The sequence below is a fragment of the Ensifer sp. R-19 genome (genome assembly GCF_049905105.1).
Taxonomy (GTDB): domain Bacteria; phylum Pseudomonadota; class Alphaproteobacteria; order Rhizobiales; family Rhizobiaceae; genus Ensifer.
The window spans coordinates 1,826,410-1,849,980 of the sequence record NZ_CP184569.1 but is presented as its reverse complement, the minus strand read 5'-3'; the positions used below and the strand labels follow the sequence as shown (position 1 = coordinate 1,849,980).

25 protein-coding genes are annotated in these 23,571 nt (G+C 63.2%); 19 read left to right on the top strand and 6 right to left on the bottom strand.

Annotated elements, in window-relative coordinates:
• Positions 1-224: 224 nt before the first annotated feature.
• From ACN9MO_RS08990 to ACN9MO_RS08965, 6 genes are all read left to right on the top strand, one after another.
• Positions 225-659, top strand: coding sequence for a cobalamin biosynthesis protein (locus ACN9MO_RS08990; protein ID WP_113133090.1), 435 nt, complete (start codon positions 225-227; stop codon positions 657-659).
• Positions 660-789: 130 nt separating this feature from the next.
• Complete coding sequence (gene cobA, locus ACN9MO_RS08985) at positions 790-1,629, top strand: uroporphyrinogen-III C-methyltransferase (RefSeq protein ID WP_373419902.1); 840 nt, start codon at positions 790-792, stop codon at positions 1,627-1,629.
• Positions 1,626-2,927 (top strand): cobyrinate a,c-diamide synthase, encoded by a 1,302-nt coding sequence (locus ACN9MO_RS08980; protein ID WP_113133089.1) that lies wholly within the window; start codon positions 1,626-1,628, stop codon positions 2,925-2,927. The genes cobA and ACN9MO_RS08980 overlap by 4 nt, the downstream gene beginning before the upstream one ends.
• A complete protein-coding gene (gene cobD, locus ACN9MO_RS08975; protein WP_058327004.1) occupies positions 2,924-3,943 on the top strand; it encodes a threonine-phosphate decarboxylase CobD in 1,020 nt (339 codons plus the stop codon). The genes ACN9MO_RS08980 and cobD overlap by 4 nt, the downstream gene beginning before the upstream one ends.
• On the top strand, positions 3,944-4,915 hold the full coding sequence (gene cbiB, locus ACN9MO_RS08970; protein ID WP_113133088.1) for an adenosylcobinamide-phosphate synthase CbiB: 972 nt from the start codon (positions 3,944-3,946) through the stop codon (positions 4,913-4,915).
• A gap of 148 nt (positions 4,916-5,063) precedes the next feature.
• On the top strand, positions 5,064-5,492 hold the full coding sequence (locus tag ACN9MO_RS08965; RefSeq protein WP_057254207.1) for a L,D-transpeptidase: 429 nt from the start codon (positions 5,064-5,066) through the stop codon (positions 5,490-5,492).
• Between the two features lie 238 nt (positions 5,493-5,730).
• On the opposite strand, the gene ACN9MO_RS08960 is transcribed toward ACN9MO_RS08965, so the two are convergent.
• On the bottom strand, positions 5,731-6,468 hold the full coding sequence (locus ACN9MO_RS08960; protein WP_058323185.1) for a Crp/Fnr family transcriptional regulator: 738 nt from the start codon (positions 6,466-6,468) through the stop codon (positions 5,731-5,733).
• A 303-nt stretch (positions 6,469-6,771) separates the two neighbouring features.
• On the opposite strand from ACN9MO_RS08960, the gene hemN reads away from it, so the two are divergent.
• The 8 genes from hemN to ACN9MO_RS08920 all read left to right on the top strand — a co-directional run bounded on the left by hemN (position 6,772) and on the right by ACN9MO_RS08920 (position 14,932).
• Positions 6,772-8,121 (top strand): oxygen-independent coproporphyrinogen III oxidase, encoded by a 1,350-nt coding sequence (gene hemN, locus ACN9MO_RS08955; protein WP_113133087.1) that lies wholly within the window; start codon positions 6,772-6,774, stop codon positions 8,119-8,121.
• Positions 8,122-8,386: 265 nt separating this feature from the next.
• Positions 8,387-8,671 carry an acyl carrier protein gene (locus tag ACN9MO_RS08950; RefSeq protein WP_089044188.1) on the top strand — a complete coding sequence of 95 codons (285 nt, stop codon included), beginning with the start codon at positions 8,387-8,389 and terminating at the stop codon, positions 8,669-8,671.
• A gap of 130 nt (positions 8,672-8,801) precedes the next feature.
• On the top strand, positions 8,802-9,287 hold the full coding sequence (locus tag ACN9MO_RS08945) for a 3-hydroxyacyl-ACP dehydratase FabZ family protein (protein ID WP_058327002.1): 486 nt from the start codon (positions 8,802-8,804) through the stop codon (positions 9,285-9,287).
• 1 nt (position 9,288) lies between these two features.
• Positions 9,289-10,491 (top strand): beta-ketoacyl-ACP synthase, encoded by a 1,203-nt coding sequence (locus ACN9MO_RS08940; protein WP_057254214.1) that lies wholly within the window; start codon positions 9,289-9,291, stop codon positions 10,489-10,491.
• Between the two features lie 12 nt (positions 10,492-10,503).
• Positions 10,504-11,787 carry a beta-ketoacyl-ACP synthase gene (locus ACN9MO_RS08935; RefSeq protein WP_057254216.1) on the top strand — a complete coding sequence of 428 codons (1,284 nt, stop codon included), beginning with the start codon at positions 10,504-10,506 and terminating at the stop codon, positions 11,785-11,787.
• Between the two features lie 101 nt (positions 11,788-11,888).
• Complete coding sequence (locus ACN9MO_RS08930) at positions 11,889-12,917, top strand: zinc-binding dehydrogenase (protein ID WP_057254218.1); 1,029 nt, start codon at positions 11,889-11,891, stop codon at positions 12,915-12,917.
• 11 nt (positions 12,918-12,928) lie between these two features.
• Complete coding sequence (locus ACN9MO_RS08925) at positions 12,929-13,858, top strand: lipid A biosynthesis lauroyl acyltransferase (protein ID WP_057254466.1); 930 nt, start codon at positions 12,929-12,931, stop codon at positions 13,856-13,858.
• A gap of 363 nt (positions 13,859-14,221) precedes the next feature.
• Positions 14,222-14,932, top strand: coding sequence for a PAS domain-containing protein (locus tag ACN9MO_RS08920; RefSeq protein ID WP_057254468.1), 711 nt, complete (start codon positions 14,222-14,224; stop codon positions 14,930-14,932).
• Positions 14,933-15,027: 95 nt separating this feature from the next.
• Here ACN9MO_RS08920 and ACN9MO_RS08915 read toward each other — a convergent pair whose 3' ends face one another.
• A complete protein-coding gene (locus ACN9MO_RS08915; protein ID WP_425987118.1) occupies positions 15,028-16,395 on the bottom strand; it encodes a DUF1254 domain-containing protein in 1,368 nt (455 codons plus the stop codon).
• A 465-nt stretch (positions 16,396-16,860) separates the two neighbouring features.
• On the opposite strand from ACN9MO_RS08915, the gene ACN9MO_RS08910 reads away from it, so the two are divergent.
• On the top strand, positions 16,861-17,127 hold the full coding sequence (locus ACN9MO_RS08910) for a DUF4158 domain-containing protein (RefSeq protein WP_057254220.1): 267 nt from the start codon (positions 16,861-16,863) through the stop codon (positions 17,125-17,127).
• Positions 17,128-17,291: 164 nt separating this feature from the next.
• On the opposite strand, the gene ACN9MO_RS08905 is transcribed toward ACN9MO_RS08910, so the two are convergent.
• Complete coding sequence (locus ACN9MO_RS08905) at positions 17,292-17,792, bottom strand: hemerythrin domain-containing protein (protein ID WP_057254471.1); 501 nt, start codon at positions 17,790-17,792, stop codon at positions 17,292-17,294.
• 189 nt (positions 17,793-17,981) lie between these two features.
• Here ACN9MO_RS08905 and ccoN point away from each other — a divergent pair, with 189 nt between their 5' ends.
• The 4 genes from ccoN to ccoP are packed head-to-tail and all read left to right on the top strand — an operon-like array spanning position 17,982 to position 21,392.
• The gene (ccoN, locus tag ACN9MO_RS08900) at positions 17,982-19,613 is read left to right on the top strand and encodes a cytochrome-c oxidase, cbb3-type subunit I (RefSeq protein WP_058323180.1); all 1,632 of its coding nucleotides are present in this window, start codon (positions 17,982-17,984) and stop codon (positions 19,611-19,613) included.
• Between the two features lie 13 nt (positions 19,614-19,626).
• Positions 19,627-20,358 carry a cytochrome-c oxidase, cbb3-type subunit II gene (gene ccoO, locus ACN9MO_RS08895; protein ID WP_113133086.1) on the top strand — a complete coding sequence of 244 codons (732 nt, stop codon included), beginning with the start codon at positions 19,627-19,629 and terminating at the stop codon, positions 20,356-20,358.
• 13 nt (positions 20,359-20,371) lie between these two features.
• Entirely contained in the window at positions 20,372-20,524 is a 153-nt protein-coding gene (locus tag ACN9MO_RS08890) for a CcoQ/FixQ family Cbb3-type cytochrome c oxidase assembly chaperone (RefSeq protein ID WP_057254226.1), read from the top strand.
• Positions 20,525-20,528: 4 nt separating this feature from the next.
• The gene (ccoP, locus tag ACN9MO_RS08885; RefSeq protein WP_113133085.1) at positions 20,529-21,392 is read left to right on the top strand and encodes a cytochrome-c oxidase, cbb3-type subunit III; all 864 of its coding nucleotides are present in this window, start codon (positions 20,529-20,531) and stop codon (positions 21,390-21,392) included.
• Positions 21,393-21,871: 479 nt separating this feature from the next.
• Here ccoP and ACN9MO_RS08880 read toward each other — a convergent pair whose 3' ends face one another.
• The 3 genes from ACN9MO_RS08880 to ACN9MO_RS08870 form a co-directional block, all read right to left on the bottom strand.
• Positions 21,872-22,225, bottom strand: coding sequence for a VOC family protein (locus ACN9MO_RS08880; RefSeq protein ID WP_057254230.1), 354 nt, complete (start codon positions 22,223-22,225; stop codon positions 21,872-21,874).
• A gap of 4 nt (positions 22,226-22,229) precedes the next feature.
• A complete protein-coding gene (locus ACN9MO_RS08875; RefSeq protein WP_113133084.1) occupies positions 22,230-22,640 on the bottom strand; it encodes an SRPBCC family protein in 411 nt (136 codons plus the stop codon).
• Positions 22,641-22,703: 63 nt separating this feature from the next.
• Entirely contained in the window at positions 22,704-23,501 is a 798-nt protein-coding gene (locus ACN9MO_RS08870) for a helix-turn-helix domain-containing protein (protein WP_162733655.1), read from the bottom strand.
• Positions 23,502-23,571: the final 70 nt, after the last annotated feature.

Here is a 23,571-nt window from a genome sequence, read left to right as displayed (position 1 = left end):
TCGGTGGACTGAAAGAGCGTCCGGTGCGGCCGACCCAGCCAGGGGGCCATCAGCCGGTGCTGTCCAGATCGGCCGGAACGGTTCGTTCCTGCCGGCGCTTCGTTAAGGAAACCGACGAAGGGAGCCGGCCGCCGATGCCATCGGTTAGCGGATCAAAGCAATTCCAGCAAAAGTGCGCAGCGGTTTTGCGTCCGGAATCGCGTGAAAATAACGTTCTGGCACAAATGAAAGAAGAGGCCGGGCTGGTGCTCGGGCTCGGTTGCGAGCGCCGCACGCCGGCCGAAGAGGTGATCGCACTTGCCGAGCGCGCTTTGGCAGACGCCGGTGCCAGTGCCGGCGATCTGCGGCTGGTCGCCTCGCTCGATGCCCGCGCCGAGGAGCCGGCAATCCTTGCAGCCGCGAAGCACTTCTCCGTTCTTGCGGTTTTCTACGATGCGGCCACGCTGGAGGCCGAAGCCTCCCGTCTCGCCAATCCCTCCGAGATCGTCTTTGCCCACACCGGCTGTCATGGCGTGGCCGAGGGTGCTGCCCTTGTCGGCGCCGGACGCGAAGCGGTGCTGATCGTGCCGAAGATCATCTCCGCGCATGCGACGGCGGCGCTTGCCGGGCCGGCGGCATTGCGTGTCGAAGAGTGCCTCCAGGCGGCGGAGGTTATCTGATGCGCTTCTATGTTGTTGAAGTGAATCAATATTTTGTCCGGGTTTGCTCTGAAATGGAATCCGGTTCTTCGCGGCTCGATTTAGGCACGGCGTCAAACGGTGCCGGTATACAGGTGAGGCAGCACGCATGATCGACGACCTCTTTGCCGGATTGCCGGCGCTCGAGAAAGGTTCGGTCTGGCTCGTCGGCGCCGGTCCGGGAGACCCGGGCCTTTTGACGCTGCATGCGGCCAATGCGCTGCGCCAGGCGGATGTGATCGTGCATGATGCGCTGGTCAACGAGGATTGCCTGAAGCTCGCCAGACCGGGCGCCGTGCTTGAGTTTGCGGGAAAACGCGGCGGCAAGCCTTCGCCGAAGCAGCGCGACATCTCGCTTCGGCTGGTCGAGCTTGCGCGTGCCGGCAACCGGGTGCTGCGGCTGAAGGGGGGCGATCCCTTCGTCTTCGGCCGCGGCGGCGAGGAGGCGCTGACGCTGGTCGAGCACCAGATCCCGTTTCGCATCGTGCCCGGCATCACCGCCGGCATCGGCGGTCTTGCCTATGCCGGCATTCCCGTGACGCACCGCGAGGTCAATCACGCCGTCACCTTCCTCACCGGCCACGATTCCTCCGGCCTCGTGCCCGATCGCATCAACTGGCAGGGCATCGCCAGCGGCTCGCCCGTGATCGTCATGTACATGGCGATGAAACATATCGGCGCGATCACCGCCAACCTCATTGCCGGCGGCCGTTCGCCGGACGAGCCGGTCGCCTTTGTCTGCAATGCGGCGACGGCGAACCAGACGGTGCTCGAAACGACGCTTTCGCGCGCCGAGGCCGATGTCGAGGCGGCAGGGCTTGAGCCGCCGGCGATCGTCGTCGTCGGCGAGGTGGTGCGGCTCCGGGCAGCGCTCGACTGGATCGGTGCGCTTGATGGCCGCAAGCTCTCGGCCGACCCCTTCGCCAACCGCATTCTCAGGAACCCGGCATGAGCGGACTGCTGATCGCCGCACCTTCGTCGGGCTCGGGCAAGACGACGGTGACGCTCGGGCTGATGCGCGCGCTGAAGAAGCGCGGTGTTGCGATCGCGCCCGGCAAGGCGGGCCCCGATTACATCGATCCCGCCTTCCATGCGGCCGCGACCGGCAAACCCTGCTTCAACTTCGACCCCTGGGCAATGCGGCCGGAACTGCTGCTGGCGAACGCTTCGCATGCCACGACCGGTGGCCGCACGCTGATCGTCGAGGCGATGATGGGGCTGCATGATGGCGCCGCCGACGGATCCGGTTCACCCGCCGATCTCGCTGCGACGCTCGATCTCGCCGTCATCCTCGTTGTCGATTGCGCCCGCCTGTCCCATTCGGTCGCCGCACTCGTTCGCGGCTATGCAGATCATCGCGACGATATTCGGGTGGTCGGCGTCATCCTCAACAAGGTCGGTAGCGACCGACACGAGATGATGCTGCGCGATGCGCTGGAGCGGGTGCGCGTGCCTGTCTTTGGTGTCTTGCGGCAGGACAGTGCGTTGCAACTGCCGGAGCGCCATCTCGGCCTCGTGCAGGCGGGCGAGCATGGGGCGCTCGAAGGTTTCATCGGGGCTGCTGCCGAACGCGTGGAGGCGAACTGCGACCTCGATGCCGTCGGCCGCGCTGCGACGATCTTTCCGCACGGGTCGGTCACGAGGATCGAGCGGTTCCGGCCGCTCGGGCAACGCATCGCCGTGGCGCGCGATATCGCCTTTGCCTTCTCTTACGAGCATCTGTTGTTCGACTGGCAGCGGGGCGGCGCCGAAATCTCGTTCTTCTCGCCGCTCGCCGACGAAGCGCCGGATCCTTCGGCCGACGCCGTCTATCTGCCGGGCGGTTATCCGGAGCTGCATGCGGGGCACTTAAGTGCTGCTTCAACCTTCCGTACCGGCATGCAATCCGCGGCGGAACGCGGCGCCCGGATCTTCGGCGAATGCGGCGGCTACATGGTGCTCGGCGAAGGGCTTGTCGCCGCTGATGGCGCACGCTACGACATGCTCGGCCTGCTGCCGCTGACGACCAGTTTTGCCGAGCGCAGGCGGCACCTCGGCTATCGCCGTGTCGTGCCTGTCGACAACGCCTTCTTCGATGGACCCATGACGGCGCACGAATTCCACTATGCGACCATCGTTGCCGAAGGCGCGGCCGAACGCTTGTTTTCGGTGAGCGACGCTGCGGGCGAAGATCTCGGCCACGCGGGCCTCAGGCGCGGCAATGTCGCCGGCTCCTTCATGCATCTCATCGACATCGCAGGCGCGCCATGAGCGCACCGATCGTCCACGGCGGCGGCATCACCGAGGCCGCGGCGCGCTTTGGCGGGCGCTTCGAAGACTGGCTCGATCTTTCGACCGGTATCAATCCTTGCCCCGTCGCCTTGCCCCCAGTATCCGAACGCGCGTGGCATCGGCTGCCGGATCGGCAGACGGTGGATGACGCGCGCCTGGCAGCCGCAGATTATTACCGCACCAATGGCGTGCTGCCTTTGGCGGTGCCGGGCACCCAGTCGGCGATCCAGCTTTTGCCGCGTCTCATAAATGAAAACGGGAAGGCGCCGGCGAACAGGCGCGTCGCGATCTTCGGGCCGACCTATGGCGAATATGCCCGTGTGCTGTCGGCAGCCGGCTTTGCCGTCGATCGCGTCGAAGATGCCGCTGCGCTCAGCGCCGAGCATGCCCTGGTCATCGTGGTAAACCCCAACAACCCGACTGGCCGTGCCTTCGCGTCCGCCGAACTTCTGGCGATGGCGGCGAGGCAGAAGGCAAACGGCGGGCTGCTGCTGGTCGACGAAGCCTTCGGCGATCTTGAGCCGGAGTTGAGCGTCGCCGGCCATGTGCGCGATGAAGGCAACCTCATCGTCTTCCGCTCCTTCGGCAAGTTCTTCGGGCTCGCCGGTCTGCGCCTCGGCTTCGTCGTCGCGACGGAGCCTGTGCTTGCGTCCTTTGCCGATTGGCTCGGTCCCTGGGCCGTCTCCGGCCCGGCGCTGACCATCTCGAAAGCGTTGATGCAGGGCGACACCAGGGCGATTGCGGCCGGTATCCTCGAGCGGCGAGCCGGCCTCGATACGGCGCTTGATGGAGCAGGGCTCAAGCGGATCGGTGGAACAGGGCTTTTCGTGCTGGTCGAGCATCCGAGGGCCGCTCTGTTGCAGCAGCGGCTCTGCGAGGCGCATATCCTCACGCGCAAGTTCGACTATGCGCCGGAGTGGCTGAGGATCGGTCTGGCACCGGATGCGGTGGGTGACCGGCGACTGGCGGATGCGCTTGCGCGGATGGAGCTCTGAATGTCGGAGACCATCCTTCTCATCCTCGCGCTGGCGCTGGTGATCGACCGCGTCGTCGGTGACCCGGACTGGCTCTGGGCGCGTCTGCCGCATCCGGTCGTCTTCTTCGGCAAGGCGATCGGCTTCCTCGATGACAGGTTGAACCGCGAGAATCTGGAGGACGGCGCGGCCAGGTTTCGTGGCGTTGTCACCATCGTGCTGCTGCTTGCCGTCAACGCCTGGTTCGGCCACCTGCTGCACCGCCTGTTCGCCACTCTCGGTCCGGTCGGCTTCCTGCTGGAGGCGGCGCTGGTCGCGGTCTTCCTGGCGCAGAAGAGCCTTGCCGATCATGTGCGCCGCGTTGCCGAGGGCTTGCGGCAAGGGGGGCTCGAAGGCGGGCGGGCGGCCGTTTCGATGATCGTCGGCCGCGATCCGAAGACGCTCAACGAACCGGCGGTCTGCCGCGCGGCGATCGAAAGCCTCGCCGAAAACTTCTCCGACGGCGTCGTGGCGCCGGCCTTCTGGTATGCGATCGCCGGTCTGCCCGGTCTGCTCGCCTACAAGATGCTGAACACGGCCGACTCGATGATCGGCCACAAATCGCCGAAATATCTGCACTTCGGCTGGGCTTCGGCGCGGCTCGACGATCTTGCCAACCTGCCGGCAGCACGGCTCTCGATCCTGCTGATCGCCGCTGGCGCGCTGATCCACCGTGGCACGCGCGCCGCCAAGGATGCGTTGACGGCAGCCCTTCGTGATCACGGCCTGCACCGCTCGCCGAATTCCGGCTGGCCGGAAGCGGCGATGGCAGGGGCGCTCGATCTGCAGCTTGCCGGCCCGCGCATCTATGGCGGCGTCAAGGTCAGCGAGCCGATGATCAATGGTCCGGGCCGTGCGGTGGCGACGAGCGAAGATATCGATGCCGGCATCGCCGTGTTCTATGGCGCCTGCACGGTAATGACCGTTTTTGTTCTTGCCGTCGCGATGATTTGATCGTTTCGGCAGCTCCCGTCTTGCGAATCCGAGCTTCGCATTAAGACTTTGCTTTCCATATGTATTAAGATTGCTTCATACTCGGCCGGTTATTCTCTTCGGACGTTTGGTTCCACCGGTAAGTGTTCGTCATCCCGGAGAGAGAAGCATGCGGAATGCGTTTTTGACTGTGCTCGTTGCCGCATTGATGCAGTTTTCCGTTCAGCCGGCGAACGCCGCCAATCTCATTGCCAATATCAGCCTGTCGTCGCAGACCATGACCGTCAAACAGAACGGCGTCGTCATGTATCGCTGGAAGGTGTCTACCGCCCGCAGGGGCTATGTCACGCCGCGCGGCAGCTGGAGGGCCAAATGGCTCTCACGCTACCATCGCTCGAGCAAATACGACGACGCGCCGATGCCCTATGCGGTGTTCTTCAATGGCGGTTACGCCATTCACGCCACCTATGACATCAAGCGCCTCGGCCGCCCGGCATCGCATGGCTGCGTGCGGCTGCATCCGAACAACGCCGCCGAGTTCTTCGCGCTGACGCGCGAGCATGGGTTGAAGAACACGCGCATCGTGATCGCGCGCTGATCGGAGCTGCCCCTCATCCCCCTGCCGGGACCTTCTCCCCGCAGGCGGGGAAAAGGGACCTGTGGCGCTGTTTCCGCTTCATCATCGGCGGCCTCCTTCGGGGGGGCTAACCGCAGGCGACGTTCCCTCTCTCCGCCTGCGGGGAGAGGGGTAGGGTGAGGGGCAAATTTCGCTGCTGGGAAATTCGGTGTAACACCGCAAATCTGCGAGCGTCTTCGCAGCCACCGCTGAGCGCGGCTCAGTCGATCCCGCCGACATGCATCAGCCGCTCGAGGCTCGGCACGGTGACGTGGCGGCTGTTTTCGATGCGGATGACGTTTTCCTTGCGCAGCTTGGTGATCTGCCGGCTGACGGTTTCGATCGTCAGGCCCAGATAGTCGGCGATGTCGGCGCGCGAAAGCGGCAGGTCGAATTCGTTCGCGGTCCCCTGTTCGGGATCGATATGGGTCGCAATGATGTAGAGGAAGCTCGCCACCTTCTCCTGAGCGGTCTTGCGGCCGAGCGTCAGCATCCAGTCGCGCGCCTCGTCGAGCTCCTTCAGCGCCTGCTCGTGCAGTCGGTGTTCCAGCCCCGGCGCCTCGGAAACGAGCCGCTCGATGACATTGCGCGGGAAGGCGCAGATGTCGGTGTTGACGGCGGCTTCCGCCGTCAGCGCGCTTTCGCGGGTGAAGGGGCGGCCCATGAAATCGGGCGCGAACTGCAGGCCGACGATCTGCTGGCGTCCGTCAGCCAGAACCTTGCTGAGCTTGACGACACCGCTGATGATGTTGGCGTAGCTGTCCGTCGTCTCGCCCTGGCCGACGACCTCGCGGCCCGGCTCGATGCTGCGGCGTGTCGAGTGGCGGGAGAGGTCGAGAAGCTGATCCGGGGTGAGCGTTCCGCAAACGCCGCCATGACGGGCCTCGCAGGCTGCGCAGACGGTCGGAATGTCCGAGTTATGGATATCCTTGCGGCGATGTTCGTTCACGATCTGCAATTCTTTCTACCTGCATGTCGTTGCTCTTACAGCGCCGCGCGTCTCGTCTGACGCACAAAGGTCGCTGTAGCACTTTGAAGTGCTGCATGTTTATCCTTCAAAGGAAACATGCAGCAGGATGACCAAAGAGGATGCAGGTCGTTAAATCAAGAGTTGACAGGTGCTAATTTCGAAAGCGCGAAACAATGTCTCATGTTGAATTGCGCATTGTCAATTTTAACGTGTTAATTCGACAACTTGATCAAAATCAAAGGCACGTTTGCCCATTCGTCCTATGCCATCGTCATGACAGCGGAGAGACCGATGGAAGACGCGCTCATCCTCAAATATTCAGGCCCTGTGCCGCGCTACACCAGCTACCCGACGGCCCCGCATTTTTCCGAGACGGTGGGCACAGCGGATTATGAAAGCTGGCTCGATGCGATCGGCGCGGGGGAGGCGATTTCGCTCTATGCCCATGTGCCCTATTGCGACCGGCTCTGTTGGTTCTGCGCTTGCCACACCAAGCAGACACTGCGCTATGAGCCCGTGGCGACCTATCTCAGAGGCCTGCACCGCGAGGTTGCAGAAGTCGGCGGACGGGTGAGCCGCGAGGCCAAGGTGCCGGCGCTGCATTTCGGCGGCGGCTCGCCGACGCTCGTCCGGCCGGATGACATGATCGCGCTCAAGCGCACCTTCACCGATCACTTCACCTTCACGCCCGATTGCGAGATCAGTGTCGAGATGGATCCGAACGACCTCGATGAGGCGCGCCATGATGCGCTGGCCGTGATCGGCATGACACGGGCGAGCTTTGGCATCCAGGATTTCGATCCTGAGGTGCAGAAGGCGATCAATCGCATCCAGACCTTTGAGCAGACGCGCGGTGCGATCGAGGCATCCCGGGCGAGGGGCGTCCACTCGGTCAATTGCGACGTTCTCTACGGTTTGCCCTATCAGAGCCTCCAGTCGCTGGAGCGCACGATAGAGGCGGTGCTGACGCTTGTTCCGGATCGCGTTGCGCTCTTCGGCTATGCGCATGTGCCGTGGATGAAGACGCATCAGAAGATGATCCCGGACGAGAGCCTTCCCGGCATTGTCGAGCGCTTTGGCCAGATGACCCGCGCCGGCGAGATGCTGGTTGCGGCGGGCTACGAAGCCATCGGCATCGATCATTTCGCAAAGCCCGGAGACAGCTTGGCGCGTGCCAGCCGGGAAGGGCGTCTCCGTCGCAATTTCCAGGGCTATACGGACGATGCCGCGGAAACGCTTGTTGGCCTCGGCGCCTCGGCGATCGGCCAGTTTCGTCAAGGTTATGTCCAGAACATGCCGGCAACCGGTGAATATCTGCGTCATGTGGAAGGGACGGGGCTGGCCGCGGTTCGCGGCTACCGCTTCACGCCGGACGACCGGCTGAGGGCAAAAGTGATCGCCGACATCATGTGCCGTTTCGCCTTCTCCTTTGACGAGGTCGAGCAGGCATTTCCGGGTCTGGCCGGCGCGGTGATCGAGGAATCGCGGCTGTTTCGGGCGCGCGATGCCGACGGGTTGACGACGATCGAGAACGGCATCTTCCGCCTGACCGAGCGCGGCCGACCCTTTGCCCGCTCGGTGGCGGCTACCTTTGATGCCTATCTCGGTAACGGCCGTGGCCGGCATTCGGTGGCGGTCTGACCGATGCGCTTATCCGTACTGTGGGCATCAGAGCGCCTTGTGCGCGCCCAGGGGCGCGCGGCGCCGCGCATAACCGCGAAAACCAGGTCTGGTTTCGCCAAGGCTTATGCGCTTCTTGGTAGGCAGAGCGCCTTTGCGCGCCCATGGGCGCGCGGCGCTCTGGCAACACCGGTTTCCAATTTGCAAACCGTTGCCATCTAGGCCATTGGCTTTTGCAGCGCATTTACCTATAGGATCGCCGAGACTCGACATAGAATAAAGAGGTATGCGCGTGACAGCTACATTCGACAAGGTTGCCGACATCATCGCCGAAACGAGCGAGATCGATCGCGAGACGATCACGCCGGAAAGCCACACGATCGACGATCTCGGCATCGACAGCCTGGACTTCCTCGACATCGTGTTTGCGATCGACAAGGAATTCGGCATCAAGATCCCGCTCGAGCAGTGGACGCAGGAAGTCAACGAAGGCAAGGTTTCGACCGAAGAGTACTTCGTTCTGAAAAACCTCTGCGCCAAGATCGACGAACTGCGGGCTGCCAAGGGCTGATCGGGCTTTCGCCCGAGCCTTGCCGCACCAATTCCAATGCCGCCCGTCGCGCCCCGCGCTTGACAGGCGGCATTGGCGTTTTTACTTGAGCCCGAAACGAACGGCCCGAAAACGAACAGGGTGAGCCTCAATGCTCCTTGAATACTTCCAGATGATCGATCGTGTCGAAACGGTCGATCTTTCGGCTGGCCGGCTGACGGCGCGGTCCGTGGTGCCAGAGAAGAGCCCCGTGTTCGAAGGCCATTTCCCAGGCTATCCGCTGGTTCCGGGCGTGCTTCTGATCGAGACCATGGCGCAGGCCTCCGGTTTCCTGGTGCTGGCCGCCACCAATTTTGCAGCCATGCCCTTCCTGATGTCGGTCGACGGCGCCAAGATGCGCACCTTCGTCGAGCCTTCGGCCGAACTCGAGATCGAGGCCTTCCTCGAACATGAGGGTTCGGGCTTTGCAGTGACGAAGGCAAAGATCACCTCGGCCGGCAAGAAGGTGTGCGACGCCCAGCTGAAACTGAGAACGATGCCGTTCGATCAGGTTCCGCTCGGCGATATCGTACGCAAGCGGGCCGAGGAAGTGGGTCTGATGGCGGCTCTTTCGGCAACAGCCGGTTCGGAGAAGTAAGATGAGCAAATCCGCAAACGACGTTGTCATTACCGGCGTCGGTATCGTCACCAGCCAGGGCGTCGGCGTCGAGCCACATCTGGCGCTGCTCACCGCCGGCACATCGCCGGCCGTGCGGGTCGAGACCGAAAAGTTCAGCCCCTATCCGGTGCATCCGCTGCCGGAAATCGACTGGTCGCAGCAGATCGCCAAGCGTGGCGACCAGCGCCAGATGGAAAACTGGCAGCGCCTCGGTGTCTTCGCCGCCGGCCTGGCGCTCGATGACGCCGGCCTGAAGGACAATCTCGAAGCCTGCGGCAGCATGGACATGATCGTCGCTGCCGGCGGCGGCGAGCGCGACATCAATGTCGACTCGCTGATCGTCGACGAAGCGCTGAAGCGCAACGATCGCGAACAGCTCCTCAACGAAAAGCTGACGACGGAACTGCGCCCGACGCTGTTCCTCGCCCAGCTTTCCAACCTGCTCGCCGGCAACATCTCGATCGTGCACAAGGTGACCGGTTCTTCGCGCACCTTCATGGGTGAGGAAGCGGCCGGCATCTCGGCGATCGAAACCGCCTTTGCCCGCATCAAGGCCGGCCAGTCGAGCCATACGCTCGTCGGCGGCGCCTTTTCCGCCGAACGTCTCGACATCATTCTCCTGATCGAAGCGATCCAGGGTCACGCGCTTGGCGACTGGCACCCGATCTGGTCGCGCAAGGCTGACAATGGCGGCGGCATGATCCTTGGTTCGGTCGGCGCCTTCCTGGTGCTGGAATCGCGCGAATATGCCGAAGCCCGCGGCGCCCGCATCTATGCCTCGATCGACGCGATCGGCGGCGACCGCGGCGCGCGTGACGGCGGCAAGCTCGAAGCGCGTCTTGGCGACCTCGCCAAGCCTGCGGAAAAGCTTGATGCGGCCTCGACCGTCGTGTTCTCCGGTACGTCCGGTTTCCATGAGCTCGTGGCGCGCGAGAAGGCGTTCCTCGACAAGACGTTTGCCGGTGCGCCGGTGCGTGCCTATGGCGGTCTTGTCGGCCACAGCATCGAAGCGCAGTTCCCGCTGGGTCTCGCGCTGGCAGCACTGACGCTGGGCGAGGGCGCCAAGGTACCGGCCTTTGACGCCGGTGCGGAAAAGCCGATGACGGCGGCGGCGAAAAGCGCCGTGGTCACCACCATCGGCCATTCGCGCGGCGAAGGCGTCGCCGTCCTTTCGGCGGAATAACAGGAGCGGACCATGAGCAACGCTTACAAGGACCATCTCGGCCGCCCGATCATCGCCATTACCGGCATGGGCGTCATCACCTCGCTCGGCCAGGGCGTCGAAGATAACTGGGCAGCGCTTTCGGGCGGCGTATCGGGCATCCACAAGATCACCCGCTTCCCGACGGAAGGCTTGAACACGCGCATTTCCGGCACGGTCGATTTCATCGATATCCCGGCTGCCAATTCCGTCGAGCGCTCCTATGCCATGGCGCGCGAAACGACGCTGGAAGCTTTGGCGCAGGCCGGCATTTCCGGCGATTTCAACGGCCCCTTGTTCCTGGCCGCCCCGCCGGTCGAGCCGGAATGGAGCGCGCGCTTCGAGCTTGCCGACCGTTCGCCGCCATCGGAGCGCCCGGGCGACGCCTATAACCGCTTCCTCGCCGCCATGCGCCAGAAGGCCGATCCGGTGTTCCACGAAGCCGTGCTTTTCGGCTCGATCTCTGAACGCCTGGCCGATCGCTTCGGCACGCGCGGCCTGCCGGTGACGCTGTCGACCGCTTGCGCTTCCGGCGCCACCGCGATCCAGCTCGGCGTCGAGGCGATCCGCCAGGGCCGCACCGATCGTGCGCTGACGGTTGCGACCGACGGCTCGGTCAGCGCCGAGGCACTGATCCGCTTTGCGCTGCTTTCGGCACTCTCCACCCAGAACGATCCCCCGGAAAAGGCCTCCAAGCCCTTCACCAAGGACCGCGACGGCTTCGTCATCGCTGAAGGTGCAGCGACCCTGGTGCTGGAATCGCTCGAAGCGGCCGTTGCCCGCGGCGCCCGCGTCTACGGCATCCTCAAGGGCTGCGGTGAGAAGGCCGATCTCTTCCACCGCACGCGCTCCTCGCCGGACGGTGGCCCGGCGATCGCGACGATCCGCGCAGCCCTTGCCGACGCCGGCATCAATGAGGACGGTATCGGCTACATCAACGCCCATGGCACCTCGACGCCCGAGAACGACAAGATGGAATATCTGTCGATGTCGGCCGTCTTTGGCGATCGCCTGCCGTCGATCCCGGTCTCGTCCAACAAGTCGATGATCGGCCACACGCTGACGGCCGCCGGTGCGGTCGAGGCGGTGTTCTCGATCCAGACGATGCTGACCGGTACGCTGCCGCCGACGATCAACTACCAGAACCCCGATCCGGCGATCGTGCTCGACGTGGTGCCGAACGTGAAGCGCAGCCAGCAGGTGACTGCGGTGCTGTCGAACTCCTTCGGCTTCGGCGGCCAGAACGCCAGCCTTGTCATGACCGCCGAGCCGGCCTAAGCCGGAAACTCAAGAGCTGCAGCGCCTTTCTCGCGCCCCGTCGGGCGCGCGGCGCTGCAAAATCCAAGACGCAAACATGCCGCCAAGGCAGAGGAAGAACCATGCGCGCCCTGCAACTGCTCGATGACCGCAAGCTCGAAATCACCGACATTCCGGAACCGGAAGCGCCCGGCCCGGGCGAGGTGACCCTGCGCGTCAAGGCGGTTGCGCTCAACCATATCGACGTCTGGGGCTGGCGCGGCATGGCCTTTGCCAAGCGCAAGATGCCGCTCGTCATCGGCGCGGAAGCATCCGGCGTGGTCGACGCGATCGGTCCGGGCGTTTCGAGCGTGCTTCCGGGCCAGCTCGTATCGATCTATGGCGCGCGTACCTGTGGCCTCTGCCGTCCGTGCAAGGAAGGCCGCGACAATCTCTGCGAACATGTCGGCGGCGTGCACGGCTTCCATCTCGACGGCTTCGCGCAGGAAAAGATCAACCTGCCGGCGCGCCTGCTGGTCCCGGCGCCTCCGGGTGTCGATGCCGTCGCTGCAGCGCTTGCTCCGGTCACCTTCGGTACCGTCGAGCACATGCTGTTCGACAATGCCAAGCTTGAGCCGGGTGAAACCATCCTCGTCCATGCCGGCGGCTCCGGCATCGGCTCGGCGGCGATCCAGCTTGCCAAGAAGATCGGCTGCACGGTGATCACCACCGTCGGTTCCGACGACAAGATCGAGAAGGCCAAGGCGCTCGGCGCCGATCACGTCATCAACTACCGCACCGATCGCTTTGAAGGCGTGGTGCGCAAGCTCACCAAGAAGAAGGGCGTCGACGTCGTGTTCGAACACGTTGGCAAGGACACCTGGGCGGGCTCGATGCTCTGCATGAAGCGCGGCGGCCGTCTGGTCACCTGCGGTTCCACCTCGGGCGTTTCCACCGACATGAACCTGATGATGCTGTTCCAGCAGCAGCTGAAGCTGCTCGGCTCCTTCGGCTGCCGCATGGAGAACATGGCGAACGCCATGCAGAAGATGGCCCGCGGCCTGGTGCATCCGGTCATCGACACTGAAATCAGCCTCGATCAGATCGACCGGGCGCTGGAGCGCATGGAATCGCGCCAGATCTTCGGCAAGATCATCCTGAAGATGGATTGATCGACGTGCGCATGCTGATCACACGGCTGGTGCTGGCGGCGGATCGTACCCGCCAGTGGCTGATCGCGCAGTTCGTTTTCCTGCTGCTGACGATCCTGAAGATGTTTCCGGCCGATGCCGCGATCCGCTTCATGGATCGTGCCCTGCGGTTCATCGGGCCGAAGACCAGCCGGCAGAAGCTGACGCTCACCAACCTGCGCAACGCTTTTCCTGAGAAAAGCGAGGCGGAGATCAACGCGATCGCGCTTGAGAGCTGGGGCAACATGGGCCGCATGGCGGCCGAATACGTGTTCCTCGACCGTCTGTTCGATTTCGACCCCGAGCGCACGACGCCCGGCCGTGTCGAGGTGTCGGGCATCCCGTTGTTCCTCGAGCTTCGCGACAATCCGCGCCCCTTCATCGTCTTCACCGCGCACAGCGGCAATTTCGAGATGCTGCCGGTCGCCGGCTCCGCCTTCGGCCTCGACGTGACCGTGCTGTTCCGGCCGCCGAACAACCCTTACGTGGCGGAAAAAGTGTTCAAGTTCCGCGAGGAGCGCATGGGCAATCTGGTGCCGTCACACGCCGGCTCGTCCTTCGCACTCGCCCGCCAGCTCGAACGGGGCCTGGGCGTCGGCGTTCTCGTCGACCAGAAGTTCCGCAAGGGGCTGAAGACCAAGTTTTTCGGCCAGGACGTGCAGACCAATCCGCTGCTGGCCAAGCTCGTCCGCCAGTTCAACTGCGAAGTCTATCCGGCCCGCTGCATAAGGCTGCCGGGCGGCCGTTTCCGGCTGGAGCTGGAACCGGCGATCGCCATTCCCCGCAAGGCCGACGGCAATGTCGACGTCACCGCCACGGCGCAGGTGCTGAACGACAAGGTGGAAAGCTGGGTGCGCGAGTATCCGGGCCAGTGGCTCTGGTATCACGACCGCTGGCACATCAAGCGCTACCTCAAGGACTGATTCCCCTCCGCACGAACGATCGCGCTTGAGCTTGCTTCCGGGCAGCCTTGAGAATTCGGCGCGTTCCGATTTCGGTTCGGCGAGCATCACCTTCGTGGTCCGTCCGCGGCAGCGCATGCCCTTTGTCCCGAAATTGCTTCAAAAGGTTACGTTTTTCTTTCTGCTGTTGAACGCTAACGCAATGAGTGTAAACTCAACGTTGTCTCGCGAGGGGAAGATTGCAAGCGCTTTGGGTGGCCGGAGCGGTGTGGTTTTACACGGAAAGGGTGGGGAAGCCTCAAAACAAAATCAGTGTCTGCAGCATCAACGCCTGTCTTGAAGTGCATCGAAGCGGCTCTGCCGTGGGGGAATTGGGGTTTCGAATTGAACGCACTGATTGAGCTGTTCTGGTTCAAGTATTCGCAGCTGCAGTATGCCGTACGTACGGCAGACGAGCATTTGATCGGCATTCTGGATCGCGAATTGGATCCGATCCTCAGATCCGTCTACGACGAGAAGGCGGTGAGCGTCGAAGATGCCCGACTTCAGTTCCAGTTCCTGATCGACATCCTGCGCGTCGAAGCCGACGACATCTCCTGCGTGCTCCGGCACTCGCAATTGCTACAGTCGCTGATCAACCGCTATTTTGCGGCGACGGGCGCGGAGAAATTCGCCGACCTCCAGCTCGAGCGGCTGCCGGCCCAGCCGAGCAAGGGCAGGGCGGATGAAGGCCTGCTCAACGAGGCGATCCTCGACAGCTTTCCGGATCGGATCGCGGTGATCACGCCCGACTACCGCTACCTCTACACGAACCCCCGCAATGCCGACCATCTGGAGAGCCGCCCGATGGATCTGATCGGCCGGCACATCGTCGAGTTCATCGGCATCCAGCGCTTCGAGCAGCGGGTGAAATCCTATCTCGATCGTTGTTTTGCGGGCGAGGTGGTCGACTATACCTTCGCCAAGACCGTCGATGCGCGCACGGTCGTCGTGCGTTGCCGGCTGACGCCATGCATGTCCAGCTCCGGCAAGCTCATCGGCGCGATCCTCGTGATCCAGGAACATGCCGACCGCCGCCGCGCGATCGCGGCCTGACACGTCATTGCCGGCGCTACCAATCAAGAGAGAGTGAGGACCCCAAAGACCCGGCCGGGGATCGCGACGTCGAACCCGCGGGCGAACTGGACAAACTATGGTGTCTTGGTCATGGGCGGATGCTTCCACATGCCATTGAGCGCCTCGTCTTTCGGCCAATAGAGCCGCATCGCGACGAAGAAGGGACCCTTGGGCGCCGGCAGCCAATTCGGCTCCTTGTCCTTGCCCGGCGACTCGTTCTGAACGTAGAAGGTGTAGCCGCCGTCGGCATCCTTCACGAATTGCGGGAGCATCGGCTTGTTAAGCAAATAGCGGTTGATCGGATTGGCAACGAGCAGGCTCGCCGGCAGATCATACATCGTCAGCGACCAGAAGGCGTTGACCGGCGGCATCTTATCGGCGGCGAAATGGACGGTGTAGCGGTTGGCGCCGTCGAGCTTCTGCCCTTCGACGTCAGTGGCGTAGACCGGGTACATCGCCTCCTGCTTCGAATTGCCGTAAATGCCGAGAACGGCCGCCGCCATGCGGTAGAGATAATTGTTCTTCAGGTATTCGCGCGTGCCGAAGAGGTCGCCCGAAGTCACCGTTCCGGCGTCGATCTGCTTCTTCAAGCCCTCAAGATCGGCCCAGGCGTCGGCCATACCTTGCTCGATGGCGGTCTTGATGTCCGGCGAGAGCGCCGCAACGTCTATGGTCTTGCCTGCACCAACCCCGATCTTGGCAAAACGCGCCATCAACTCGGTCTCGGATGGATTAGTCGGGCAGAACTGCAGGACGAAATTCAGGATGTTGAAGAACTCCAGCGACTTCTTCTCTTCGTCCGGCGAAAGCGGCTTGGTGAAGTCGATTGCGGGAGCGGCCGCAGGCGCCGCCCCGCCGAGAAACGCCGAAAGCGGCTCTGCCTTGTAGCGATCCTGGATCTTCTTCACATTGTCTAAGTCGTCGGGGTTGAATAGCTGCGTGCGATAGGCCCCGAGAACGAGATCGGTCTCGGCGCGAAACACCTTCTTGATGCCCGCAGGCGTCTCGCCTTTCCAGCCCGGGCCGGCGACCAGGAAGCTGCCGCCGTCGTTGCCGGTCGTGCGGCTGCCGGCATAGTCGAAGTTGAACGTATAAGCGTCGATGAGCTGGATGCTGAAGTACCGGTCCTTCTCGATCACTGGTACGGCGAGGACCATCGGCTCCGCACGCAGGTCCATGCCGATCATCGAATAGGGCGTGTCGGAGTTGGGCGTCTGGATCGCCGTATCGGCGGGGGTGTAGACGCGGGGGATGTTCTTGAGGTGGTTCCACGGCGCCTTGTATTCCGGGTTCTTGTCGTCGACGAAATAGGCGTATTGGATGCGGTAGCTGTCCACCATCGGGAAGCCGTAGATATAGGCTTCCTTGGCGATCTTTCGTGCCTCGTCAGGCGTGATTTCGCTCTGGGCGGCCGCAGTGCCTGGGAAGCGCAATGACGGCATCAGGGCGATCCCGCCGACAAAAGCTCTTCGTGTGATCGTTGTCATGGGCATCGCCTTCATCGGTTGGCGCATGACGTTCTGCATCGTTCATCAGCGCCGTGTGGACCTGTGAATTCGCAGGAGAAATGAGTAGGTGACTGAAATTTTACAGCGATTTAACGTACGCTGCCGCGCATCGCCAGAACGATTGGGATCGCGTTGCTCCCAAACTCGATCCAGTTTCGCGTATAGCACGAATGGCGTTGCGTTTACAGTCAGATTGTATGCACCTTTGGTCATCCAAAACGGTAGCTTTTGGGCCAGCAAACAGGGCATGCCCCAGCGCTATCGTCGACCGGCAGCTTTGGTCGAAAAGCGAAGTTGCACTAAGCAGGGCGGCTGATTCCTAACCGGCGCATTTCGCGATAGACCGTGGAACGGCCAAGGCCAAGTTGCTTGGCAGCTTCCGCCGGAGGTGTTCCCTCCATGATCGACGCGGCCGCGGAGGCCGCCCGGGACACGGATAAAGGCCCAGTGATCGCCGCCGGCATCATTGATACGCTGCGCCAGGCCAGGATTCTCCTGCCTGCGATCTCTACTATCGAGCACGCCAGCATCGCCGGCCGGGCGCGCGCCAGAAAACAGGCGGCGCATGCACTTCTCTCCGGCCTTCGGTCGGATGGGAACACATCGCCTTCTCCGGCGGTTTCCTCTGGGATCGCGCCGCGAAGACAACCGGCCGGAAACCACTGAACCTGACTGGAAAACAGCGAGCAGCGTGAAGGCGTTCAGGCTTCGTCGCCCTTAACGTTGTTTAGCGGGAAACTAGCGCTATGCCCTTAAAGGGACTTGGTGCGGCCGATGACCGGCCGCGAACAATCCTACTTTGCCGCGTGCCGACCGCCCCGTCTGCCGGTTCACCCAACCGGCGAGGTGATGCTGCGCAGACATTCCTGTTCGAAGCCGACGTGCCGCCTGAGGCTGGTGAAGAAACCGCGCAGCATGTAGCCGGCGGTTTCGGCATTGACCGTTTGGTCGGCGGCGCCGAGGCGTTCCAGCATTTCCGTCAGTTCTTCGGCGAAGCACTCGTCTTCGCAGTGCTCGTATTTCAGCCGCTCCAGCGTCGCGCCGAGCGTCGGGTCGCCGCGGAAGGTGCGCTCGATCCACGGGAAGACCAGGCTTTCCTCGCCGGAATGCATTTCGCGGATCATCGGTCCGAGCACCTTGGCGGCGTAGACGCATTTCTGCCGATCGATTTCTGCAGGCAGACTGTCGGCGATCTCCTCGAGACAGTTGCAGAGCGCAAGCTGCTCCTCGTGCGCGCGGGCGAGCCATGCGAAAGGCTCGGCCACCGGGACGGCGCGGGGAGGCGGTTCCAGCCGGCTCCGGATTCGTCCCTCTTCAAAAGTCTTTTTCATCGGCTTCAAACGCCAGCTCCCACGGCGCTCCCTGTTATTTGCCGAGGATGATCCAATCGAGGTGGTGCAGCCTTGATCTGAATCAAGGCCAGGATGCCCCGATTCTGACACTTTCCGGCCAGCTGCGGTGGCGCGCCTCGTTCTGGGGCGTGTCGTCGCGTGCGATCGGACCAAGTTGGGGACCCAACCATGAAATACACATTCGAGATGATCCTGCTCGGGGTCGGTGCTTTCCTGGCGCTCGTCGGCGCCGGGTTTGCGCAGGACCGGCACTTTGAAGCCCATATGTGGGTGCTGTTCTTCGTGCTCCTCGCCGGCACTGTCATGCTGATGCGACGCATCGAGTTCAGCCCGGTTTCCGCCGGCAGGGCGCCACCACCACCGCCGCAGTCGGAATATTTCGACGAGGTGGTCAAGTATGGCGTGATCGCCACCGTCTTCTGGGGCGTCGTCGGCTTTCTCGTGGGCGTCGTGGTTGCGCTCCAGCTTGCCTTTCCCGACCTCAACATCGAGCCCTGGTTCAACTTCGGCCGCATGCGGCCGCTGCACACTTCGGCTGTCATTTTCGCCTTCGGCGGCAACGCGCTGATCGCGACGTCCTTCTACATCGTCCAGCGTACCAGCCGCGCGCGCCTTTTCGGCGGCAATCTCGGCTGGTTCGTGTTCTGGGGCTACCAGCTCTTCATCATCATGGCGGCCACCGGCTACCTGCTCGGCATCACCCAGTCGAAGGAATATGCGGAGCCGGAATGGTATGTCGACCTGTGGCTGACGATCGTCTGGGTCGCCTATCTCATCGCCTTCCTCGGCACGCTTCTGACGCGCAAGGAGCCGCATATCTATGTGGCCAACTGGTTCTACCTCGCCTTCATCGTCACGATCGCGATGCTGCACATCGTCAACAACCTGGCGGTGCCGGTCTCCTTCCTCGGCTCGAAGAGCTACTCGGCCTTTGCCGGCGTGCAGGATGCGCTGACGCAGTGGTGGTACGGGCATAACGCCGTCGGCTTCTTCCTGACGGCCGGCTTCCTCGGCATGATGTATTACTTCATCCCCAAGCAGGCCAATCGCCCGGTCTATTCCTACCGCCTGTCGATCATCCATTTCTGGTCGCTGATCTTCATGTACATCTGGGCGGGTCCGCACCACCTGCACTATACGGCGCTGCCCGACTGGGCGCAGACGCTCGGCATGGTCTTCTCGGTCATGCTGTGGATGCCCTCCTGGGGCGGCATGATCAACGGCCTGATGACGCTTTCGGGCGCCTGGGACAAGATCCGTACCGACCCGATCATCCGCATGATGGTGATGGCGGTTGCCTTCTACGGCATGGCGACCTTCGAAGGTCCGATGATGTCGATCAAGACGGTCAACTCGCTCAGCCACTACACCGACTGGACGATCGGCCACGTGCATTCGGGTGCGCTCGGCTGGAACGGCCTCATCACCTTCGGCGCGATCTACTATCTGACGCCCAAGCTATGGAACCGCGAGCGGCTCTATAGCGTGCGCATGGTCAACTGGCACTTCTGGCTCGCCACGCTCGGCATCGTCGTCTACGCGGCGGTCATGTGGGTCGCCGGCATCCAGCAGGGCCTGATGTGGCGCGAGTACGACGACCAGGGCTTCCTCGTCTATTCCTTCGCGGAATCGGTCGCGGCCATGGTTCCCTACTACGTGCTGCGTGCTCTTGGCGGCGCACTGTTCCTCGCCGGGGCTCTGCTCATGGCCTTCAACGTAACAATGACCATCCTCGGCCGCGTGCGTGACGAAGCTCCGATCTTCGGTGCTGCTCAGCCCGCGCTGAAAGCTGCGGAATAGGAGGGCATAGACCATGTCCATTCTCGACAAACACGCGACCCTTGAACGCAACGCCACCCTCTTGCTCGTCGGCTCGCTGCTCGTCGTCTCCATCGGCGGCATCGTGGAAATCGCGCCGCTCTTCTATCTCGAAAACACCATCGAGAAGGTGGAGGGGATGAGGCCCTATTCGCCGCTGGAGCTCGCCGGTCGCGACATCTATGTGCGTGAAGGCTGCTACGTCTGTCACAGCCAGATGATCCGGCCGTTCCGCGACGAAGTGGAGCGCTACGGTCATTACTCTCTGGCGGCGGAATCCATGTACGACCATCCGTTCCAGTGGGGCTCCAAGCGCACCGGACCGGACCTCGCCCGCGTCGGCGACCGCTATTCCAACGAATGGCACGTGCAGCACATGACCGAGCCGCGCTCGGTCGTGCCGGAATCGGTCATGCCGAGCTACGCCTTCCTCAAGGAGACGACGCTCGACGTGAACAACATCGCCGCGAACCTGAAGGCGAACAAGGCGGTCGGTGTTCCCTATACGGACGAGATGATCGACAACGCGCTCGCCGACATCAAGGCGCAGTCTGATCCGAATGCCGACACCTCCGGCGTCGGGGCGCGCTATCCGAAGGCCAAGCTCGGCGACTTCGACGGCAACCAGCAGCGGCTGACGGAGATGGACGCGCTCGTCGCCTATCTGCAGATGCTTGGCACGCTGGTCGACTTCTCCACCTACGACGACACCACCGGTTATCGCTAAGGGAGACACGCACATGGAAACCTACACGGCCATGCGCCAGTTCGCCGATAGCTGGGCGCTCCTTGCCATGACGCTCTTCTTCCTGGGCGTCGTCGGCTTCATCTTCCGGCCCGGCGCCAAGAAGGCCGCCGATGATGCCGCAGCCATCCCCCTGAAGGAGGATTAATAGTATGGCGGACAAACACGTCGACGAAATCAGCGGCGTCGAGACCACCGGCCACGAGTGGGACGGTATCCGCGAACTGAACAACCCGATGCCGCGCTGGTGGGTCTATACCTTCTACGCGACCATCGTCTGGGCGGTCGGCTACATGATCGTCTATCCGGCGGTGCCGCTTCTGACGGACGCGACCAAGGGTGTGCTCGGCTATTCGAGCCGCGCCGAGGTGAGCGCCGAACTCGCCAGCGCCAAGGCGGCCCAGGCCGGCAATCTCGAAAAGATCGCCTCGAGCTCGATCGAGCAGATCATTGCCGATCCGCAGCTGCAGCAGTTCGCCGTTTCCGGCGGCGCATCGGCCTTCAAGGTCAACTGCGCCCAGTGCCATGGCTCGGGTGCTGCGGGTTCCGCCGGCTTCCCGAACCTCAACGACGACGACTGGCTCTGGGGCGGCAAGCCCGGGGAGATCTACCAGACGATCGCTCACGGCATTCGCTACACTGGCGATGGCGAGACCCGCGTTTCGGAAATGCCGTCCTTTGCCGAAATCCTGCAGCCGGAAGAGATCAAGCAGACGGCGGCCTACGTCGTCAGCCTTACCGGCACGCCGTCGGACGTCTCGATGGTCGAGCCGGGCAAGGCACTGTTCGAAGCCAATTGCGCCTCCTGTCATGGTGCCGATGCCAAGGGCAACCGCGAGTTCGGCGCGCCTGATCTCGCCGACGCACTGTGGCTCAACGGCGAGGGCGAGCAGGCGATCGTCGCCCAGATGAAGGCACCCAAGCACGGCGTCATGCCCGCCTGGCTGCCGCGCCTCGGCGACACCACGGTCAAGCAGCTCGCCGTGTTCGTGCATTCGCTGGGCGGTGGCGAGTAGTCCGCTGGCGCTTTAACGGGCGGCGGCCCCTCATCCCGTTGCCGCGACCTTCTCCCCGCAGGCGGGGAGAAGGGAAACGCGGCGCCAGCATCGCCAATCTCGAGCGTTGAGGCTTGGCGACAGAGAGCGAGCCAAGCGTTTCTCTCCCCGCGTGTGGGGAGAGATGTCCGGCAGGACAGTGAGGGGCGATCCTAAAGTCGTAAAGTGGGGATGGGTGTCCACAGGATATGGATGGCGCCTTAATCACCTCCTTCATTCCTGTGCTCGTCACAGGAATCCAGCAGCGCCGCGTCGGCGGCGCGGGAGACCCCTTGCAGTCTGCAAATCAGGCGTCCCGGCTCTGCTCCTCCCGCCGTGCCGACGCACGGCTGCTGGATCTCTGTGACAAGCACAGAGATGAGGGTGGAGATGGCTGCGGTCGCTCAGCCTGCCGAAGGGGCAGCCCTCGTTCCCGTGCTGGTCTGGGGCGTCGACTGCCCTTACTGCGCCGACCAAACCGCCAGCTCGTATCCGTCAGGGTCGGCGAAATGGAAGCGGCGGCCGCCGGGGAAGGTGAAGATCGGCTTGACGATCTTGCCGCCGGCCTTTTCGACGCGGGCCAGCATGTCCTCGAGATTGTCCGCATAGAGAATGATCAGCGGTCCGCCGCTGCCGACGGGACCCGTGGTGGTGAAACCGCCGGTCAGCCGGCCGTCCTGGAATTCGCAATATTCCGGGCCGTAGTCGGTGAAGGTCCAGCCAAAGGCGCTGCCGTAGAAGGCCTTGGCGGCAGCGATGTCCGAGACGTTGAACTCGACATAGTCGATGCGGCTGTCGTTGCCCTTGTTGCCCATTTTCCTACCTGTCTTTTCCGGATTCCATGATTGATTTCAAAGTGGCGAGATCCTTTGCCACCCAACCGGCGTCGCCGGCAAATTGTTCCGCGCTCATGCCCGGCTGACGCAGCAGCGTGAACATTACCTCGGACCCGTTACCGTTCGGCACGACGCGCAGCGCGTTGTGGACCTCGGTGCCATCTGCGAGCGTCACCAGATGGTCGACGACGCCAAAGTCATTGGCGGGAGCAAAGCGCACGCGGGCTTGGCCGAGCGGTCCCGGCGCCAGCCAGACCTCGCCGTCGCGTGTCAGTCCCGACGATAGGCCGGACGCCCAGCGCGGCATGTTCTCGGGCTTTGCCATGAAGGCATAGACCTCGCGCCAGTTGCGGGCGATGGTGGTGTGGATGATTTTTGCTTCAAGTGTCGCCATGCTCGGTTCTCCTGAGCGAGGACTAGCACGGGCGGCCTCACCGGTCTTGAACGAAACGGCCAGTCAGGCAGCCTGCCGATGGCCACCAAGCTGGCGGCGGATTTCCGACGGTGAAAGCGACGTTAGTTCCTTGGCCTCACGCGAAAGATGCGCCTGGTCGGCATAGCCGGCATCAAGGGCGAGGATGCCGAGGCTTACGGATGGCTCGCTGCGGCAGGCCTTGAGGAATCGTTGCAGACGCAGGATGCGGTCGAGGGTCTTGGCGCCATAGCCGAAATGTTCGTGGCAGCGGCGGCGGAGCGTCCGCTCGCTGGTGCCGGTGGCGGCGGCCAATGCGCGGATGGGGTTGTCGGACGAATCATGCCGTAGCGTGAGATGGGCGAGGGCGGCTGCGACATCGCCGGGCGGCGGGGAGACGGCCGGTGAGCGCTCTAGCACTGCTGCCGCCATGATATCGGCGCGGATGGCATCCGGCGCGTCCTGAAGCTTGGCATCAAGTTCGCGCGCGGCTTTGCCCCAGAAGGCATCGAGCGGGACGATCTGACCGGTGATTTCCGAAAGCGATGCGCGCAGAAACGACGCGGCGACGCCCGGGCGGAAGCGCAGGCCGATGACCTTGGCGCCCGGCGCGATCACGGGAAAGGCAGCGGTCCGATCAGGGCCGGCAACGACGAGACCGCGATTGGACCAGAGGATGTCGACGCAGCCGTCGGGGACGGCCGCGATCGGCGCGGGCGGTCCCTCCGGCATCTGGTGGCTCCACAGGCATTCGACATGCCCGGCGAGAGCGTGAGGCGCGGCACGCTCGCGATAGGTGCCGCGCTGTTTGGCCAGCGTCAGGGGCTCGAGGGAGCCGTGCATGCTTTCTCCTTCGCGACTGTCCTGCCTTGCCTTCAGCATAGCCGATATAGGGAAACATGCAGCAATTCAA